Below are 18,901 nucleotides of genomic sequence, written 5' to 3' on the forward strand. Positions count from 1 at the left end.
AGTGATACCCATTTTTCGAGTTTGGAGATCGGCCGCGCAGATGGATTTCGACATTGTATTGGTTATTGCCCTGATTATTGCTGTAGTGGTTTTTTTGCAGCTACGGAGTGTATTGGGAAAACGCACAGGTTTTGAAAGGCCGCCTTTCGACCCTTATTCGCGGCAAGCGGAAAAAGCGGAAGAGAAGGAGTCCGATAACGTTATCGCGTTACCAAAACCGGAAGCAAGAGCAGCCGACGATTTTTCCGATATTGATAAAATTGCACCTGAAAACAGCGACCTCAACAAGGAATTGCGCGCTATCCGCAAGGAAGACCCGACATTTTCACCCAATTCGTTTCTGGATGGTGCAAGAGTGGCCTATGAAATGGTCGTAACAGCATTTGCCAAAGGGGATAAGAAAACACTGAAATCGCTGTTATCCGACGAGGTTTATGCGGGATTTTCGGCAGCTATTGATGAACGCGATAAAAAAGGTGAAAACGTCCAGTTCACATTTGTCGGTATTGATAAGATAGAGATAATCAATGCCGCCTGTCAGGCGGACATTGCGCAATTGACAATAGAGGTTGCCAGCGAGATTATTTCCGCGACTTACGATGACAGCCGGAAACTTATAGATGGTGACCCCCAAACAATAGCTGAAATCAAAGACATCTGGACGTTTGCACGGAATGTCAAATCGCGCGATCCGAACTGGAAAATTATCGGCACGGAAGATGGCGAGTAATTTTCTTTAGAAACGCTAGGTTCAACCGATGACGTCGGTCGTATACTTGAAGGTTGAATGACGATGGCTCGTGACAATAATCGGGAAAAGATTGACCGGCTGAAACCTGAAGATCGCATTTTATGGGATCAAGTAAGAAGAACCGCAATTCCGTTAGCAAAGTCCGCGATTCTTTCAGTCGAAATGAAAGATATGCCTGCTTTTTTCTCGATGGAACTTATAAGACAGGCCAGATTAAAAAATGTGAAGGATGACAATAGCGATCGGCAAAAGACACTGCCGAAGCTCTTTGCCTTTGATAAACCGACCTATCGTAAAATATCGCGCGGGCGCGTTGAAATCGAGGGACGCGTCGACCTTCACGGACTTTATCGCGATGAAGCTTACTCGCTGCTTCTCAACTTCTTGCAGTCTGCACGCCATCGCGGCTTGCGCCACGTTCTTGTCATTACCGGAAAAGGTTTGTCACATGGCAGTGAAGGCGTTTTGCGGCAAGCCGTTCCTCATTGGTTGGAAACGGCTCCATTCCGCCAGATTGTATCTTCATTTGATGATGCACCGAGAAATCATGGCGGAAAAGGTGCACTCTATGTCCGGTTGCGGCGGCAAGCAAAAATCTGATTACGAAAATCTGATTATATGACAAGCGGAATAGGCAATGTAACAATTTCAACAAGCCTGTTTTAAACAATTTCCGATGATCGTAAGTCGATCGTTTTGCCTGTTTTGAAGATGAAACATAGGAAACAAAATCTTTAAACACGTTCAATCTGTGCGGGTTACCTCTCTCATATAAGTTACCCGTTCCAGATGGTTTGTGTTGCTTTTATAGCGACCTGTTGATTTTCTATTTTTCCTGTTGTTTGGGTGCGAGTTGATCTTGTGCGTTGGCAAAGAGACCGGCATATGCGCTGTTAAAATATCGCAAAGCCCGTGAAAAGGTTTTTATCACTTTCTCGGTGACATCTTAATCAAGCAATGGCGATGTTTTAAAAAGCGCATCAAGCAATCCTACGAGCCGACGATGAAAATCCGTCCGTAAGATCAAAAAAAGCGTTAGCCCCACCAATGCAGGAAAGGCCAAGCCCTTAAAACAGTTTCTCAAGATCGCCGATTTTGCTGTTTACAAACCAGCCATAATAATTTTCTTGTGGCAATTTCGGTTTCTCGCCGCGTGCAAGTGCGCGCTTGTTTTCTTCCGCCAATGCCCGCGCCCGCGCTTCTGCACCTCCCGTATTATAGAGTGTGGCGGTCAAACCGGGGTTTTGTGAAATGTCAAAGTCGGCAATCTGGCGGTAAGCATCAATCGATTGGCGGATTGTTGCAGCAATATAGGGAATGGTCTGGTCGGGATCCATAATGGTTTTATAGACTTGCCCGCCATTTTCCGCAGAAAGCTTGGGCAAACCGGAAATCCGGTTAACTCTGTCCGACATCATCAAAGCTGTAAGCGGATTGACCTGTCCCAGACCGAAAGTCTGGCCGGCAAAAAATGGTTGGAAAAATACCGCACTAAAACGGTTATCAGGGTATTTTTTCCCTTCAACTGTTTTGCCGCGAAAATCCTTATCCCAGATATTTTCACGGCAAGTCCACAATCTATAACTATCCGACAAACCGTTACACGGGGAAAATTGCTCGCGTTTGACAAAATCGGTTACGTCCTCACCATTATAGGCAAATTGCACGCCCTGATTAAGATAGGACATGCCTTTCACATAATAGGTCTGTAACCGGTCATAAACGTCGACATTATAGGTATGTTCGCCGACAATTGCACCGGCGATATGGACAGGATTGATGCCGTAATCTTTTGCAACCGCGATAATGCGCGCTCTCAATTTGTTGTCATTCTTTAACAGATTATAGATTTTGGCATATTTTGCAGCATAACTTGTCGAAAGTTCGCGCGTGCGCTTTGCCGAGGCACCGGGAACCGGCGGTTGCACACTGTTACGGTTACCGGCAGGCACAACGGTAACGGCTCCGGCTTCAACAATCAGCGATAAAGCCAAAGGTATGATAAAACACAGCTTCTTGACGATTGTTGGCATGTGCTTACCCTATCTGAATTTTACAAATACCGAGTTCGTAAAAATACTTTTATCGTGTTGATGGCAAATTGCCAGAGACATAGAATATTTTTAACGCATGACTTGGCATATTTTTAACGTATTCCTTGTTACCGGCCACGTAAAAAATCAAAGAATGAACGTTTTTTGGTTTGTACCGGTTGGGTCTGCGCCCCGACATCGACCGCAGGGCGGGAAGCCCAATAATCGTCACCACTTCCCGGTTCAGGCGGCGGAGCCGGATAAGGCGTTGTCGACGGTTGTTCGCTTTCCGGCAAAATATCGTTCCCTCCTGGAACCGCATTTTGCAGGTTGTAATTGCCCGGAAGTGGCAAAACCGGCAACGATTTTTCGGCAACCGTCATATAGGATTTCCATGCGCGCACGGGAAGCGAACCGCCAGAAATTGTTTTCATCGGATGGCCATCGTCATTCCCGAACCATATGCCCGTTACATAATCTGTTGTATAGCCGATAAACCAGGCGTCACGAAAATCCTGACTTGTACCGGTTTTTCCGGCTGCCGGCCGGTCAATCGCGGCTTTTCGTGCTGTACCATTCTCGACAGTTTGTTCAAGCATTGCATTCATCATGCCGACAATATCCGGTTCAACAACGCGATTGGCAGTAATTTCGCCAAAATCATATATGGTTTTACCGTTTGTATCTTCTACTTTCGAGATCAGACGCAGTTGCGGCTTATAACCGCCATTGGCAAAAGGCACAAATGCGCCGGTCAATTCAAGCAAACTTACTTCCGATGTGCCAAGTGCGATAGAGGCATTGTCCGAAAGTGCCGAATGGATACCGAGACGGTGAGCCACTTCGATAACCTTGTCGGTACCGACTTCCATAATCAATTGGGCGGCAACCGAGTTCAGCGAATGCGATAGGGCGGTGGTTAATGTAACCTCTCCCATATATTTGCCGCCGTAATTTCTTGGCGTCCAGTTGCCAATTCTGACTGGTGCGTCATTGCGGATTGTATTGGGAGTACGACCGGCTTCAAGTGCTGCAAGATAGACAAAAGGTTTGAACGTCGAACCGGGTTGTCTTTTTGCATCGGTCGCGCGGTTGAACTGGCTTTGTGCATAGTCGACACCGCCAACCATGGCACGGATTGCTCCGCTTTTATCAATGGATACCAGTGCCCCCTGACTGACATTACGTTTGTCTCCATTTTCGGAAATTTGTGTGCGGATTGCTTCTTCGGCAGCCCTTTCGAGAGTCATATCAAGCGTGGTTTCGACGACAATATCCTTATCTGTCTCGCCGATCAGAAATGGTAATTGTTGAACAACCTGATCGGCGACATAATTTTCCGAACCTGTCCAATAGGATTGAGGACGTGCCATCGGCTCGGCTTCTGCCATCGCTACCTCTCTGTCATTCACCATGCCTTCTTCTTTCATGGCAGCGAGAACAAGTTTGGCGCGGTCATTGGCAGCTTTGGGGTCACGAGCGGGAGAAAGGCGCGAAGGGGCTTTTAATAGTCCCGCCAGAGTTGCTGCTTCCATCAAATCAACATCTTTTGCCGATTTTCCGAAATATCGCCTTGAGGCTGCCTCGACACCATAAGCACCCGAACCAAGATAAACGCGGTTCAAATACATCTCAAGAATCTGGTCCTTGGTGTATTTATGCTCAAGCCAGAGCGCAAGCAGCGCTTCCTGCACCTTTCTTTCCAATGTTCGATCGGGAGAAAGAAATAGATTCTTGGCCAATTGTTGGGTGAGCGTCGAGCCGCCCTGTTTGCTGCGGCTATGGATAATATTGGTTACCATTGCGCGCGCAATGCCGATAGGGTCGACACCATAATGGTCGTAAAAACGGCGGTCTTCGATTGCCACAACGGCCTTCGGTATCCACGGGCTCATTTCTTTCAGTGAAAGGGCTTCGCCACCTGTGGTTCCGCGATTGGCAATCAGAAATCCGTTACGGTCGATAATACGCACATTCGGCGGGCGTTGGGGAATGTCCCAGGTCGAGGCCTGCGGCATTCTGAGTGCGACATAACCCACATAACCGGCAACCGCAATCGCACCCCATATTGCTAAAACAAAGCACCATTTCACAAGCCGGAAAATGAAGCCGTGGCTTTTTCCGGTTTCTCTTGTTCTCCCCTTTTTGGAACGGGAACTTCGTTGCGGCGGCAATGCGCGGTCATCATCTGTCAAGCGCATTGGCACAAAGCTCCGTTTTTTTGAAATTGGGTTTTTTATTGAATATGGGCGACATGGGGCGAATTTGAAAGATTTTAAAGAAACTGCGCATTAAATCGAAAAGCCGATGAGGCATTCCGTTTTGTTAAAATAGCAGGATGATTCCGGCAATTTTAAGAGAAATGGCCTGCTCTATCCAATGATTTTATCAGCTTCAAGCACTTCCTCACTATTATTTATGATCTTTTATATTTTTCGCCTTCGAGAAGCAAATTATCGAGCTGCCAGAGATTTTCTCAAATCAAGAGACCGGTTTTTATATCGGATTTTTGTCTGTCCTGGTGGCTTGATTTTCGCGGGTTATCATTTTTCTCTAAAATTGTTTTTGACGAAAAGTCCGACACCCGATCAGCTTTTGATTTTGATTAAATACGATAAATCAGGTTCAAGGGATTGTAGCCGTTTGCATTCGAGGAATGAAATTCCATATGCCAATGAAGTCGAATAACAATGCAGCCGATTGGCTGCATTGCATTTATCAATTTTGTTTTGCCTTCAGATCGGCAACATCGTCTTGTGTTTTCCGGAATTCATCCGGATTGAAATTATAAACCGTTGAACAAAATTCGCATTTAACGGTGATTTTGCCATTTTCGACACTGGAATTTATTTCGTCCGCCGTGAAAGTATTCAAGACATTTTCTATTTTTTCACGCGAGCATGAACATTGATCCAGAATAGGTGTCGCATTGAAAACCCTGACACCATGTTCATGAAATAACCGGAACAATAGCCGTTCGGCCCCCACTTGCGGGTCGGTCATTTCCGAACTTTCGACAGTGTCCACAAGCGCTTTCACTTCTCTCCAGTGATCGAGACGGGCTTGTTTATCAATCTTTTGGTCTTTTTCTTCGCCGATTGAAGACTTTGGAAGATGTTGAACAAGCACACCGCCCGCCCGCCAGCTCTCTCTTGGTTGGCCGTTTTCATCACGATCAAAAAGTGTGGCAACGCCAAGCTTGACTTCGGTCGGAATCTGTTCCGATTGTTTGAAATAGTTACGCGCTATTTCTTCAAGGCTGGAGCCGTCAAGTGCAACAATACCCTGATAGCGTTGCATATGTTCACCCTGATCGATTGTTAAAGCCAGAGTTCCTTTGCCAAGAAGTTCTTCGGGGGCATCGTGGCCGGAAGCAACAGCCTCTTCAAGTTTCTTTTCATCAAATCTTGCATAGGCGCGCAGACTGGACGGGGTTTTAAAATCGCATACCAGAAGGTTGACCGGTCCGTCAGAACTGGTCTGGACAATAAATTTCCCTTCAAATTTCAATGATGTGCCGAGTAAAACGGTCAAAACCATAGCTTCGGCCAATAACCGCGCTACCGGTTCGGGATAATGGTGGCGCGACAAAATAGTGTTGACGGCAGTTCCCAATTGTACAGCGCGGCCACGCGCATCAAGGCCGTCCACTTCAAAGGGCACAACAGCATCATCGCCAGCAAAATTGAAATCACCAAGGGTACGGCTTTTTTTACCCTGAGCCGGTTGGTCGCTTACATTCATTTCTTTCGTCAAAACCGCGTTTCCTTAAAACTATGGAGCTTGTTTATCAAAACGGTTTTGACTGTTTTAGATGAATGGAAAGAAGTTTACTCCAAGCAGAATGAAGTTTTGAACAGAGTGTTCAAACAAATACTTCATAATGCCCGGAGTTGTTAAAACAGGAGAACCGTTCGTAATGAGCTTTATAGATAGGTATTATTTCAAAGCCTGCAAGCACCATTCAAGAACAGCTTTTTGCGCATGTAAGCGGTTTTCTGCTTCGTCAAAGACAACAGAATGAGGCCCGTCGATAACAGCATCGACAACTTCTTCACCACGGTGCGCAGGAAGACAATGCATAAACAAGGCATCCGGCTTTGCCAAATTCATCAATGCTTCATTGACTTGATAGGGCTGGAAAACATTGCGCCCACGGGCACGGAATTCCTGCCCCATGGATACCCATGTGTCGGTAACAATACAGTCTGCATTTTTGGCGGCTTCTTCAGCATTATTGGTGAGAACAATGTCTGCACCATGTTGACGAGCCCAATCAACATATTTCTGTTGCGGTTCGCTGCCTTTGGGTGTCGCAATTCTCAAATTGAATTTGAATAATGCGGATGCTTCGATCAGGGAATGTAACACATTGTTCCCGTCTCCCATCCAGGCAAAAGTTTTGCCTGCAATTGGCCCACGATGTTCTTCGTAAGTCATAATGTCGGCCAGAATCTGGCAGGGGTGGGTATCATCTGTCAATGCATTGATAACAGGTACATCGGAATGTTCGGCAAGTTCGAGCATTCTGGTATGGGCCGTCGTCCGGATCATGATGATGTCGACAAAGCGCGACAATACACGTGCTGTATCGGCAATTGTTTCGCTGTGGCCAAGCTGCATTTCCGAACCGGTAAGCATGATGGCCTCGCCCCCCAATTGGTGCATTCCGACATCGAACGACACACGGGTGCGGGTCGAGGGTTTCTCGAAAATCATGGCAAGCGTTTTGCCGATAAAGGGTTTTTCGGACTGTCCCTTTTTAAGGAGGTTTTTAACCGCCTTTGCGTGTTCGATAATTTTACGTGCTGTTTCAGGTGACAGAATGGAAAGATCAGTAAAGTGGCGAATATTCTTCGTCATAATATCAAGCCTATTTTTGTTTGTGGGCATTAGAAACGAGTTGGACAGCCTTTTCAATACGGTGAAGGCCATCACGGATTTCATCTTCGGTGACAGTCAAAGGCGGTAAAAGGCGGATAACATTATTTCCGGCTCCAACACCCAGCAATTTTTCATCCCGCATTGCGGCAATAACTTCAGTGTTTTTAACAACACATTTAAGCCCTGTTAAAAGCCCTACTCCACGAATTGACTCTACGACATCGGGAAACCGGTCAATAATGGATGCCAATCCCTGTTTGAACAGATTGGCCATAGCATTGACATGGTCGAGAAAGCCGTCGGCCAACATGACATCGAGCACAGCATTGGCTGCGGCCATTGCAAGAAGGTTGCCACCGAATGTCGAGCCATGGGTGCCGGGCGTCATGCCTTTTGCGGCCTCTTTGGTTGCAAGGCAGGCACCAATCGGGAAACCGCCGCCAAGACCTTTTGCAAGTGCCATAATATCGGGTTCTATGCCCGACCATTGATAGGCAAATAACTTGCCGGTACGGCCCATACCTGTTTGGACCTCGTCAACGATAAATAATAGGCCGTTTTCGTTGCAGATCTTGCGCAACAATTGCATGAATTCTTTCGGAACCGGACGCAGCCCGCTTTCACCTTGAATAGGCTCAATGAGAAGGGCAGCCGTCTTTTCGCCGATTGCAGCACGCAATGCTTTTTCATCGTCGAACGGAACTTGCACAAAACCTTGAGCTTTCGGGCCAAAACCTTCAAGATATTTTTCCTGCCCTCCGGCGGCAAGTGTCGCCAGCGTGCGGCCATGAAAAGCACCTTCAAAGGTAATAATTTCATAGCGTTCAGGATGCCCGCTCACATATTGATAACGTCTGGCTGTTTTAATGGCGCATTCTATCGCCTCGGCACCGGAATTGCAGAAAAACACTTTATCTGCAAAACTGTTTGCACAAAGCCGTTCAGCCACTTTCTCCTGTTCGGGAGATTGAAAAAGATTTGATACATGCCAAAGCTTGTGGGCCTGTTCTTCAATGGCTTTGACAAGTTTCGGATGATTATGTCCAAGCGCATTGACCGCAATACCGGACGTAAAATCAAGATAGCGTTCGCCATTGTCCGAGATGAGCCAGGCACCGTTTCCTCGTGTGAAGCGCAAACCGATACGTGCAAAAGTATCATAAAGCGGTTGCGCATTGTTTTGGGTCATTGCCTGGTCTCCTATCCATTATAATTTATGCCGGATGCCGAAAGCCGGTTCCGGATATAGCAAGAACGATAATATCGTTGTTTTTCTGAATGAAACGTTAGGTTTTTTGAAAAACAGCGTTTTTATCCAATATAAAACATTAACAGCGCCGTGTATCATCACGACGCTGAGAAAACTGTTGTTTTTACTATCCTGCCTGTCAGGGAAAAAGTCAATTGATGCCTTTGAAAGACCACATTCAAAAAATATCTTGAAAAAATCGCAATTTGCGAACCGGATTTTCGAGATTTGTAAAAAAAGTGATTCGCAAGTTGGGGAAAACGTCTGAAAACACTATATATGACTATGGAGACTCTTGTCATGGAGTCACAGCGTATAGTAGTAGTTAACGTAAAACTGGAACATTTCTGGTTCTGCCGGATAATTATCATAACAAGTAAGACTGTTTTGCGCTTTTTAGCGCATTGATGGATTCCGGCAATTAACGAGATGAAAAAGGAAATGGTCGTGCCACCTGCAAGTCCGGTGGCAATGATTGAAAATAAGAAACGGAGTGCCGGTATGAACTGGACAGATGAACGTGTTGAACTTTTGAAAAAGCTTTGGAGTGACGGGTTGAGTGCCAGCCAGATTGCTGCCCAGCTTGGCGGAGTTAGCAGGAATGCGGTCATCGGCAAAGTTCATCGATTGAAACTGTCGGGGCGCGGTAAAACCACAAAAACAACACCGCGTACGAAAAAACCGGCGGAAACCGTCGTTAATCCTGCTCCTCAGGCACCGCGTGCAACACGTACAACGCCGGTTCAGCCGGTTGCTGCCGCTGTCGCAGCTACTGCAAAGCCACAGCCTTCAAGCATCGGGGCCACAGCTTTGAAACTGGATTTCGTTGCCGACGCCGTTTCGGAAGTGGAAGAGAAACCATCAACCGATGTTGTTGTTCCGATGTCACGGCATTTGAGCCTTTTGCAGTTGAGCGAAAACACTTGCAAGTGGCCGGTCGGTGACCCTTTGTCGGATGATTTCTATTTCTGTGGTGCCGATGCCGGTGACTCCGGCCCCTATTGTGCTTTTCATGCAAAGCTTGCTTTCCAACCGGTGTCGGAACGCCGCCGCGTAAGAGCATAAAACATTATATCAAAGAGAATAATATTCTAATAAAATTCAAAACCTTGGAATGTTTATTCCAAGGTTTATTTATTTATTAGAAAAAATAAACTGTATTTTCTTCAAATTTAATAATCGGTTTTATAACCTCCAGATCTCTCCAAAAGGAAGATCAAAAGTGAATAAAATTGATTCAATCGCGAGCTATGATGCTCCGCATTCTTGCAGCCGTGAATGGCTGAAAAAAGCAATAGAAATCATCGAGGCGGAAATAAACCGCTCGGCCGATACCCATCTCATCCGTTATGATTTGCCAGCGTCATGCGGGATAACGCTTTATTTGAAAGATGAATCCTGTCATCCGACGGGTAGTTTGAAACACCGTTTGGCGCGTTCGCTTTTCCTTTACTCGCTCTGCAATGGTAAAATCGGGCCGAAGACAACGATTGTCGAGGCTTCGAGCGGTTCAACGGCTGTTTCGGAAGCCTATTTTGCCAAACTGATCGGCGTTCCTTTTGTGACAGTTATTCCGAGGACGACATCTCCCCAAAAAGTCGCTGCCATAGAAGCTTATGGCGGCCGTGTCCATTTTATCGACGATCCGAAGTCGGTTTATGTGACAGCACAAAACCTCGCTGATGAATTGGGGGGCTATTATATCGACCAGTTCACTTTTGCCGAACGGGCAACCGATTGGCGTGGCAACAATAATATTGCCGATTCAATTTTCTGCCAGATGGCGAAAGAACCGCATCCCGTTCCGGAGTGGATAATTGCAAGTGCCGGTACCGGTGGAACATCGGCAACCTTGGGACGATATATCCGGTATCGCAAATTTTCAACGAGACTTTGCGTGGCCGATCCGGAAGCTTCGGTTTTTCACCTTCACTATGCCGATCGTTCTATAAAGGAAATAGATTGTTGCCGTTCGGTTATCGAAGGAATTGGACGCGCACGTGTCGAGCCGTCTTTTATGCCGGATGTGATAGACCGCATGATTTCGGTTCCCGATCAGGCAAGTCTTGCAGCAATGCGTGTGATAAGTCGTCTCATCGGTCGCAGTTGCGGCGGCTCTACCGGAACAAACGTTTATGCGGCCGCAGAACTCATTTCCGATATGATTAAAAATCACCAACATGGCTCACTCGTGACATTGATTTGCGATAGTGGTGAACGTTACCGTTCGACCTATCTTGACGATCAATGGTTGGGAAAAAGAGGATTTGATATTTCCGGTGATATGAAACGTCTGGAGAGGCTGTTTCTGGAAGCAAAGCCTTTCTGACAGGAAACGCCTGAAAATTGTTACACCATAAATCCCGCACATACGCTTCAATAATTGTGTCGTGAAGGTTTCTCGTGTTTTTGTGTTCAAGCCGATTATCCGGCTTGGAACATATAAATCCGGCTTGAACATATAAATTACGAGGCCAACAAAGGATTGAACCGGAGCGCGGCACTGTCGATCTCATCGGAATGCATGATTTTTTCCGTTGGTTTTGCCGGATTTCGATCTTCACCCACCTGCCAAGACGGTTTAAATCTTATTTTGGAGATTAATCCGAAAGGGGAACTGGAGCGGGAGGGAGAATAGAACCCGAAAGTGCTGCTTTTGTCGGTCTATCGTGAAAGGCGCACATGAGTGGAAGAGACAATAAAATCCGAAAAGAACCCGAAAGTGCAGCTATTTTTTCGGGCTGCGACCATGCCTTGACCGGCTTTGTCGTTGCCGGATGTGTTGTTGAAGGTTCAGTCGAAAAGCTCCGGTTTTAAAAGGTTTGAAAAGACCGGAGCAGAACAGTTTCTAGTTTCCGTTATTGTTGACCGAACTGACAACAATATCATCACGCTGTTCAATGCTTACCCATTTTCCGGGCGATTGGGTCGATTGGCGCTTCAGATAAGTATATTCGGTATCTTTCCAGTTGAAGACTTCGTCATGCAGATTATCGAGTATAAAATCGCCCCGATCGGTTCGCACGGTTAGAACCGCATGGCCTTCGCCATCAGGTTTACGCACAACAGTAATAAGCAAGCTTGCAAGCGGAATGCCTTTGTCACGCAGTTCTTTCTGCTTTTCCAGAACATAGTCTTCGCAATCACCGGCATTTACCGGATAAGTCCAATATTCTTCCTTGCCATAAAGTTCCATGTCTGTAGCAGGAGTAATGCGGGCGTTAACACTGTGGTTGACGTCAATCAACATATCCCAGACATTTTGTGTCAATTTTACCGGTTGGAGTACAGTGTTGCGTATTTTACATTCACGGGGCAAACGCTCGCAAAATTCATAATGGCCGATAGGTTGTGAAGTCTGTCCGGTGACAATCATAAATTCGCTAGCAGCTTTTGCAGCAGTGGTCAGGCCGACGAGTGCCATAAACACCACCCCTAATATTCTGAACGCAAACACCATTTTTCTACTCGATTTAACCTGTCACGATAAAGATCGTTAACAAAAGGTTAAAGTCCAACTTTGGTTTCCAGTCAATGACCGGAATGCAACACTTGTTTAAGATTTAAATTATGGTTAAAAAATAAAAACAATATTTTTCAATGTGTTAGCGTTTTATTATGGTTAATGCAACAAGATCGGACAGTCGCAATGACGTGATTTGTCGATTTTCAGAAAAACCATGGGGGCACTTTGCGACATTTTTGAAAAAGCCGGAATATAACCTTATTCAAGTGCAAAAAATCACTTATATGAACTATGTTATATCTGATAGATAGAAGGCAGTTAGATAGCAGGCATTCGGAAATCGAGAGTATGTGAATGGGCGAATTGATAAAACGCAAAGCAACAGTAAATGATATAGATGCGTTGGTTGCTATTGAAGAGGCATGTTTTGACAGCGACAGAATTTCGCGGCGTTCCTTCCGTACTTTGATTGATCGTCCGACGGCCAGAACAATTGTTGCCGAACTTGATGGAACAATTATCGGCTATGCAATGATTTTGTTTCGTAAAGGCACGGCACTTGCGCGCCTTTACTCGCTTGCGGTCAAGCCGGTAGAAAAAATAAAAGGCGTCGGCTCTCAACTATTGGATGCAGCAGAGCAGGCGGCTTTTGATGAAGGGCGCATTTATATGCGCCTTGAAGTTCGCGAAGACAATGAACGGGCAATTCGTCTTTATGAACGCTTTCACTATCGACCGATCGGCCGTTATCTTGATTATTATGCCGATCATGCACCAGCCCTGCGTTATGAAAAAACCTTGCGCGGTGATACACCGGTTGAAACGTCTGTTCCCTATTATCAACAAACATCGGAATTTACTTGCGGTGCTGCCTGTTTGATGATGGCACTCAAATATTTCAATCCGCAATCACGCCTTGATCCTGTTTTCGAGCTTAGACTATGGCGGGGTGCGACAACGGTTTTCATGCTTTCGGGGCCGGGGGGATGCGAGCCGTTCGGGCTTGCCGTTCTTGCACATAATTATGGTCTCAAACCCACTATCATCGTGACAAGCTACGAATTTTTGTTTATCAATTCGGTGCGGGATCGCAAGAAACGCGAGATAATGGAAATTGCACAGACCGATTTTCGCGAGCAGGCTGATGCAGCCCACATTCCGGTGCGGATTGCTGCTTTTACTCTTGATGATATTCGTGCCGCGCTTGCACGCGGGGCGTTGGTGCTTGTGCTTATCAGTTTCTACCATATGTTCGGGGAAAAAATTCCCCATTGGGTATTGGTTCATGGTGATGACGGAAGTCATTTTCTTATTCATGACCCGTGGGTGGAGGAAGACGAAGGTGAAACAATTGCCGATTCTGCAAACCTGCCTTTGAATTATGAAGTATTCGATCATATTGCGCGCTTTGGAAAAGACGGTTTGCGCGCAGCCGTCATATTGGAGAAAAGCTAGTTTTCTATGACTATTTGTGTAATTCTTGCTGGACGAGTGTCTGACGTTGATAATGGTGCGACGACGCACAAAGTCATGACACATCGTGACTATTTGGCCAATCCTGCGCTATTTGCCGGTCAACGTCCCCGTATTATCAACCTGTCACGTTCTTACCGCTATCAAAGCCGCGCTTATTATTGTTCGCTGCTTGCCGAAGCGCGCGGCCATCGTGTGTTGCCCTCGGTCGAAACCATGATCGACCTGTCGGAACGACGGTTATATAAAAAATCCATTCCCGAACTTGAAGATTGTCTCAACAAAGCCCTGAAAGGAGACGGTACGCGCGCACCGGAAATCATCAGGGTATTTTTTGGTATTGCCGATAGTTCAGATGACATAAAGGGTGACCGTTTTGAAAAATTCGGCCACCTTTTGTTTGACTGGTATCGGGCTCCGGCATTGGAAGTTCACGTTATACCGGGTGAATGGGCACGCATTCATAAAATATGTTTTGCCAATTGGCAAAAGCTTGAAGGTGATAGCCGCGATGCTTTCTATAAGGCGATGGAAACTTATACAACACGGGCCTGGAAAGAAGCCCGCCACAAAGTTCCGCCGCGTTGGACATTTGCAGTTTTATGCAATCCGGAAGAAGAGTTGCCGCCGACAAACGTTGCCGATTTGAAACATTGGGCAAAAATTGCTGCCCGCCTTGGTGTGGAAGTCGAACCGATCGGTGCAAGAGACCTTGCCCGTCTTGCCAATTTTGATGCGCTTTTCATTCGCGAAACAACCAATATATCCAATCACACCTATCGTTTTGCCCGTCGCGCGGAGCAGGAAAATATGCCGGTTATCGACGACCCGATGTCGATGATCAGGTGTACGAACAAAGTCTATCTTGACGAGTTGATGCGCGCAAACGGTGTGCCGGTTCCCCCCACCGTGATGATCGGTGGCAATGATGATCTCGTCAGAGCGGCAGATACGCTCGGCTTCCCGATGGTGTTGAAAATTCCGGATTCGTCATTTTCACGCGGGGTGAAACGCGTTGGCTCGATGGAAGAATTGCGCCGCCTTGCCCATGAATGGCTTAAAGATAGCGATCTTTTACTGGCACAAAAATATTTACCGACCAAATTCGATTGGCGTGTCGGTGTATTGGGTGGCAAGCCGCTTTTTGTTTGCCAATATGAAATGGCACCCCACCATTGGCAAATCATCAAACACGATCCGAACGGTGGCGAACCGCTGGAAGGTGGTTTCAAAACCTATGCTATTCCCGATGCTCCGCCGGCAGTCGTCGAAATCGGGTTGAAGGCGGCCCGTTGTATCGGTGATGGCCTTTACGGTGTTGATATTAAAGAAACCGATGAAGGTATTGTGGTCATTGAAGTGAACGACAACCCCAATATCGAACATGGTGTCGAGGATCTGGCCGAAAAAGACGATGTCTGGATCAACCTCACACGCTGGTTTATCGAGCGCCTCGAACGTTGAACTAAAGGATGAACGTTGATTTGAAGGATGAACGCTGATTTGAAGGATGAACGTTGATTAAAAGTTCTAACGTTGTCTAAAAGCTCGAACGGCGATTAAAAGGCATAACGTTGATTTAAAGGCCTTAAAGAGAAAAACCGGCAATGGGTTGCCGGTTTTTTCATATTTCGTCAGAATTCTGTTTATCTCGTTACCAAGCGAAAACGGGTCTTGGGTCGTTTCCTGAAAACATCATTTTTGACAGAAGCATGAGTAGCCTTCATGTTTCCTTGTGTGTCACAAAAGCAAAAATGAAACCCCACAAAGGCCGGTGTGATTGGATTGCTGTTCTGGCACAAACGGCGCTCCTTCCATGATAAGGGAACCATGATAAAAAAGCTACCGGGAAGAAGAATGATCGGCCGAAGAAGTGTTGCTATCCAGCGCCTTTTCAATCTGTGGCAATGTTTCATCTTTAAAGATTTGCGGCGTTAATGGCCCGATATGTTTATAAACAATAATGCCTTCGCGGTTTAAAAGAAAAGTTTCCGGTGGTCCGTAAACACCCCAATCAATGGCAGCGCGGCCGCTTTGGTCAAAGCCGACGAGCTTGAAAGGATCTCCGAAATTATCAAGAAAGCGTATGGCATTTTCCTGATTGTCTTTGTAATTGACGCCGACAAGGTCAAAGCGGTTGTCTTTGGAAATTTCGATAAGGGTGGGGTGTTCGTCACGGCAGGGCGGGCACCATGACCCCCAGAAATTGACGAGTGTGACACGTCCCTTGAAGTCTTCAGGGTTAAAAGAACCGGTTTGACCAAGAAGTGGCAAGCGGGTTGCAGGAGCCGGTTTGCCGGAAAGTGCATTGGGAACAAGATTGGCCGTGTCCGGATTGGTCGTTTCCATATGGCTGAACATGATAACAACCAGAACAACAAACAGGATGAATGGCCCGAAAAGGGCAATCATCACCGGAACACTCATTTTTCTTTTAGGCGCGTCCATGATCGTCACGATTTTATTTTGTTGGCACGGATGGCGTTTGATTGTTCAAGTTTTTGCAGCCGGTTTTTTTGACGGCGGCCATCAAGGAAAATATATAAAACCAGCAGCAAAAGAATGGCAGCCGAGACAATATAGCTCAAGGTAACAATCTGGGTATGGTCGAACTGCCCCAGAAAGATGTCGATACGATCGGAAATACCGGTTGTATTTTCAATGGTCATTTTACATTTTCCTTCTGGCGCAGACGCCGCGCAGCCATTCTTTGCATTGTTTCCACACGCCGACGGGTAATCTCGGTACGCATTCTGGCAAGATAGAGGGCAAAAAATGCCAGTGTGAAACCGATAGCCATGGTAAAGAGCGGCCATAACATGGCGCTATCTATGGCCGAGCCACCTTTGCGAAGAATGGAGGCGGGTTGATGAAGTGTGTTCCACCATTCGACGGAAAACTTGATAATCGGTATGTTGATAAAGCCGACAAGTGTCAGGATAGCGGCAGCTTTCGCACCTTTTGTCGGATCGTCAAAGGCTCGTGAAAGCGCAATAATAGCGAGATAGATCAAAAACAACACGAGCACAGACGTGAGCCTTGCATCCCATTCCCACCATGTACCCCAAGTTGGCCGCCCCCAGAGAGAGCCGGTTATAAGGGCAAGTGCGGTAAAAGTCGCACCGATCGGAGCGGCACTTTTGAGTGATACATCGGCAAGCGGATGGCGCCAGACCAGAGTTCCGAGTGCCGAAACACTCATCAAAGTGTAACAGCACATGGAAAGCCATGCAAAAGGCACATGAAGATACATGATGCGCACCGTCATGCCTTGCTGATAATCGTCTGGCGAACGCATGACCATGAAAAGGCCACAGGCGAGAACAATAACAGCAACAAGGCCGAGCCACGGCAAAATTATACCGCTCAACTCCATGAAACGCGTCGGGTTGGCTAATGATTGCAGCCAGTTTGTCTTTTTTTGTATCAATTCCATGATGTCCCTTATTATCGGGTTTTGTTTTTGTCGCAATTATCTTTCTTCATAGAGACCAACATATGACACCAATCTGACAAAGATGTGATGTTTAGTCCGATAATGAAGCAAGTGTCAAAGCCGCAGCCAATGGGCCGAGGATCGAGAAAAACAGTGACAGTGCGATCAAAAACAATAACGGATTTATAAACGAGATTCCCGGAGCGGTGGTTGCATAAGCTGCGGATACCCCGAAAATCATAACCGGTACAGCAAGCGGCAGAACAATAACCGATATCAAGACGCCGCCACGCGGTAGCGAGGTTGCAAGCGCTGCTCCGACTGCACCAATCAGGGTAATGGCAGGTGTTCCGCATAAAAGTGTGAGCATAAGACCGCCTATTGCTGTTCCATCAAGACCGAGCATCAATCCAAGCACAGGAGTAAAAAGAATGAGCGGCAGAATAGTTCCACACCAGTGAGCCGAACATTTGGTAAAAACAACGAGACTCAAGCTTTTTCTATGTCGCGATAATATCAGTTGATCGAGGCTGCCATCGTCGCGGTCGGTCTGGAACATGCGGTCCAGTCCAAGAAGGATAGATAACAAGGCTCCGATCCACAGCATTCCGGGACCAATGCGGGATAAAATTTCCTGATCGGGGCCGATCGCAAACGGAGTTATAATGATAATTGCTGCAAAAAACAGAAGTCCTGTGAGCAAGGAGCTTCCCGGACCAAAAGCAATACGCAGATCGCGCAAGAAAAGAGCCTTCATCAGCTTTCCTCGAAATCGGGAAGATAATTATCAAGTAAGATATTATAATTTTCTTCTATGCCAAGAGGCAAATGGGTTGCGGCAATAATCATGCCCGAACGGTTTCTATGGTCTTCCATGATTTTTGCAAAGATCGAACTTGCATGTTTATCAAGCCCCGATGTCGGCTCGTCAAGGAGCCATAAAGGCTGATGGGATAATAACAATCGCGCAATGGCAACGCGTCTTTTCTGTCCGGTTGAAAGAACACCGAAGGGAAGATGCTCGATTCCTGAAAGTTCGACCTGATCGAGTGCTTCCATCGGCGACAACAATTGCGCTGAATCGAAATTTGACCAGAATTCGAGATTTTGTAAAACGCTCAGATGCGTTTTCATGGCGTTTTGACTGCCAAGATAATGACTGAGGAGAGCAACAGGAAAAATCTGCCCGTCTTCTTTTGCTTCTATAGTTCCTTCATTCGCTTGCAGAAAACCGGCAATGATTCGCAGCAAAGTTGACTTGCCGATGCCATTCGGGCCGGTAATCGTCATCACTTCTCTATCATGGATTGTAAAGCAGAGGTGCTGAAATAAGACCTCTTCACCCCTTTTTGCGCTGAGTTCGACTGCTTTTATTTCCATGTAACCACCGGATTTTGCTTGACCTTTCTTAGGATGGATGGCGCGTTCAAACAAGTAAACACATTTTTTTTAATGGATTACGTCTGGAACAGTTCCAGAAAAGGAACTATAAAAGAATTACCATACCAGCGGTCGGTGTGGAACAATTTTTGGGCCGGTCTCCAAATCTGCTTGTTCTGGCGGTTGAGGAACGGACAGCGGAAATGACTGCACCCGCACCGTAGCTGCG

General features: G+C 46.5%; 17 protein-coding genes. 6 read left to right on the forward strand and 11 right to left on the reverse strand.

What is annotated here, in order from left to right:
• Window positions 1-40: 40 nt before the first annotated feature.
• Both BBC0122_RS01285 and BBC0122_RS01290 read left to right on the forward strand, forming a co-directional pair.
• On the forward strand, window positions 41-730 hold the full coding sequence (locus BBC0122_RS01285) for a Tim44/TimA family putative adaptor protein (RefSeq protein WP_077990545.1): 690 nt from the start codon (window positions 41-43) through the stop codon (window positions 728-730).
• A gap of 63 nt (window positions 731-793) precedes the next feature.
• Window positions 794-1,351 (forward strand): Smr/MutS family protein, encoded by a 558-nt coding sequence (locus tag BBC0122_RS01290; RefSeq protein ID WP_077990546.1) that lies wholly within the window; start codon window positions 794-796, stop codon window positions 1,349-1,351.
• Between the two features lie 467 nt (window positions 1,352-1,818).
• On the opposite strand, the gene BBC0122_RS01295 is transcribed toward BBC0122_RS01290, so the two are convergent.
• From BBC0122_RS01295 to BBC0122_RS01320, 5 genes are all read right to left on the reverse strand, one after another.
• Complete coding sequence (locus BBC0122_RS01295) at window positions 1,819-2,784, reverse strand: DUF1402 family protein (protein ID WP_077990547.1); 966 nt, start codon at window positions 2,782-2,784, stop codon at window positions 1,819-1,821.
• A 128-nt stretch (window positions 2,785-2,912) separates the two neighbouring features.
• Entirely contained in the window at window positions 2,913-4,985 is a 2,073-nt protein-coding gene (locus tag BBC0122_RS01300; protein ID WP_077990549.1) for a transglycosylase domain-containing protein, read from the reverse strand.
• A 517-nt stretch (window positions 4,986-5,502) separates the two neighbouring features.
• On the reverse strand, window positions 5,503-6,528 hold the full coding sequence (locus tag BBC0122_RS01310) for an Hsp33 family molecular chaperone (protein ID WP_077994394.1): 1,026 nt from the start codon (window positions 6,526-6,528) through the stop codon (window positions 5,503-5,505).
• Window positions 6,529-6,723: 195 nt separating this feature from the next.
• Window positions 6,724-7,647, reverse strand: a complete 924-nt coding sequence (argF, locus tag BBC0122_RS01315; RefSeq protein ID WP_077994395.1) for an ornithine carbamoyltransferase — start codon at window positions 7,645-7,647, stop codon at window positions 6,724-6,726.
• 10 nt (window positions 7,648-7,657) lie between these two features.
• Window positions 7,658-8,857, reverse strand: coding sequence for an aspartate aminotransferase family protein (locus tag BBC0122_RS01320; protein ID WP_077990552.1), 1,200 nt, complete (start codon window positions 8,855-8,857; stop codon window positions 7,658-7,660).
• Between the two features lie 561 nt (window positions 8,858-9,418).
• Between BBC0122_RS01320 and BBC0122_RS01330 the strand changes: the two genes are divergently transcribed.
• The gene (locus BBC0122_RS01330) at window positions 9,419-9,982 is read left to right on the forward strand and encodes a GcrA family cell cycle regulator (RefSeq protein ID WP_077994396.1); all 564 of its coding nucleotides are present in this window, start codon (window positions 9,419-9,421) and stop codon (window positions 9,980-9,982) included.
• Between the two features lie 157 nt (window positions 9,983-10,139).
• Window positions 10,140-11,246: a PLP-dependent cysteine synthase family protein gene (locus BBC0122_RS01335; RefSeq protein ID WP_418214876.1), complete on the forward strand. Its 1,107-nt coding sequence runs from the start codon at window positions 10,140-10,142 to the stop codon at window positions 11,244-11,246.
• Between the two features lie 519 nt (window positions 11,247-11,765).
• On the opposite strand, the gene BBC0122_RS01340 is transcribed toward BBC0122_RS01335, so the two are convergent.
• Window positions 11,766-12,377 (reverse strand): transglutaminase-like cysteine peptidase, encoded by a 612-nt coding sequence (locus BBC0122_RS01340; protein WP_077990559.1) that lies wholly within the window; start codon window positions 12,375-12,377, stop codon window positions 11,766-11,768.
• A gap of 360 nt (window positions 12,378-12,737) precedes the next feature.
• On the opposite strand from BBC0122_RS01340, the gene BBC0122_RS01345 reads away from it, so the two are divergent.
• Both BBC0122_RS01345 and BBC0122_RS01350 read left to right on the forward strand, forming a co-directional pair.
• A complete protein-coding gene (locus tag BBC0122_RS01345; protein ID WP_077990564.1) occupies window positions 12,738-13,838 on the forward strand; it encodes a GNAT family N-acetyltransferase/peptidase C39 family protein in 1,101 nt (366 codons plus the stop codon).
• A 6-nt stretch (window positions 13,839-13,844) separates the two neighbouring features.
• Window positions 13,845-15,320: a RimK family protein gene (locus tag BBC0122_RS01350; protein WP_077990567.1), complete on the forward strand. Its 1,476-nt coding sequence runs from the start codon at window positions 13,845-13,847 to the stop codon at window positions 15,318-15,320.
• Between the two features lie 378 nt (window positions 15,321-15,698).
• Here BBC0122_RS01350 and BBC0122_RS01360 read toward each other — a convergent pair whose 3' ends face one another.
• From BBC0122_RS01360 to ccmA, 5 genes are all read right to left on the reverse strand, one after another.
• Window positions 15,699-16,304, reverse strand: coding sequence for a DsbE family thiol:disulfide interchange protein (locus tag BBC0122_RS01360; protein ID WP_077990571.1), 606 nt, complete (start codon window positions 16,302-16,304; stop codon window positions 15,699-15,701).
• Between the two features lie 5 nt (window positions 16,305-16,309).
• Window positions 16,310-16,525, reverse strand: a complete 216-nt coding sequence (gene ccmD, locus BBC0122_RS01365) for a heme exporter protein CcmD (RefSeq protein ID WP_077990572.1) — start codon at window positions 16,523-16,525, stop codon at window positions 16,310-16,312.
• Window positions 16,522-17,292, reverse strand: a complete 771-nt coding sequence (locus BBC0122_RS01370; RefSeq protein WP_077990574.1) for a heme ABC transporter permease — start codon at window positions 17,290-17,292, stop codon at window positions 16,522-16,524. Before BBC0122_RS01370 ends, ccmD begins: the two co-directional genes overlap by 4 nt.
• Before the next feature lie 91 nt (window positions 17,293-17,383).
• Entirely contained in the window at window positions 17,384-18,049 is a 666-nt protein-coding gene (gene ccmB / locus BBC0122_RS01375) for a heme exporter protein CcmB (RefSeq protein ID WP_077990576.1), read from the reverse strand.
• Window positions 18,049-18,672, reverse strand: a complete 624-nt coding sequence (gene ccmA, locus BBC0122_RS01380; protein WP_077990578.1) for a heme ABC exporter ATP-binding protein CcmA — start codon at window positions 18,670-18,672, stop codon at window positions 18,049-18,051. Before ccmA ends, ccmB begins: the two co-directional genes overlap by 1 nt.
• Between the last annotated feature and the right edge of the window lie 229 nt (window positions 18,673-18,901).

The sequence above is a fragment of the Ditibartonella choladocola genome, from assembly GCF_002007565.1.
Taxonomy (GTDB): Bacteria; Pseudomonadota; Alphaproteobacteria; order Rhizobiales; family Rhizobiaceae; genus Bartonella; species Bartonella choladocola.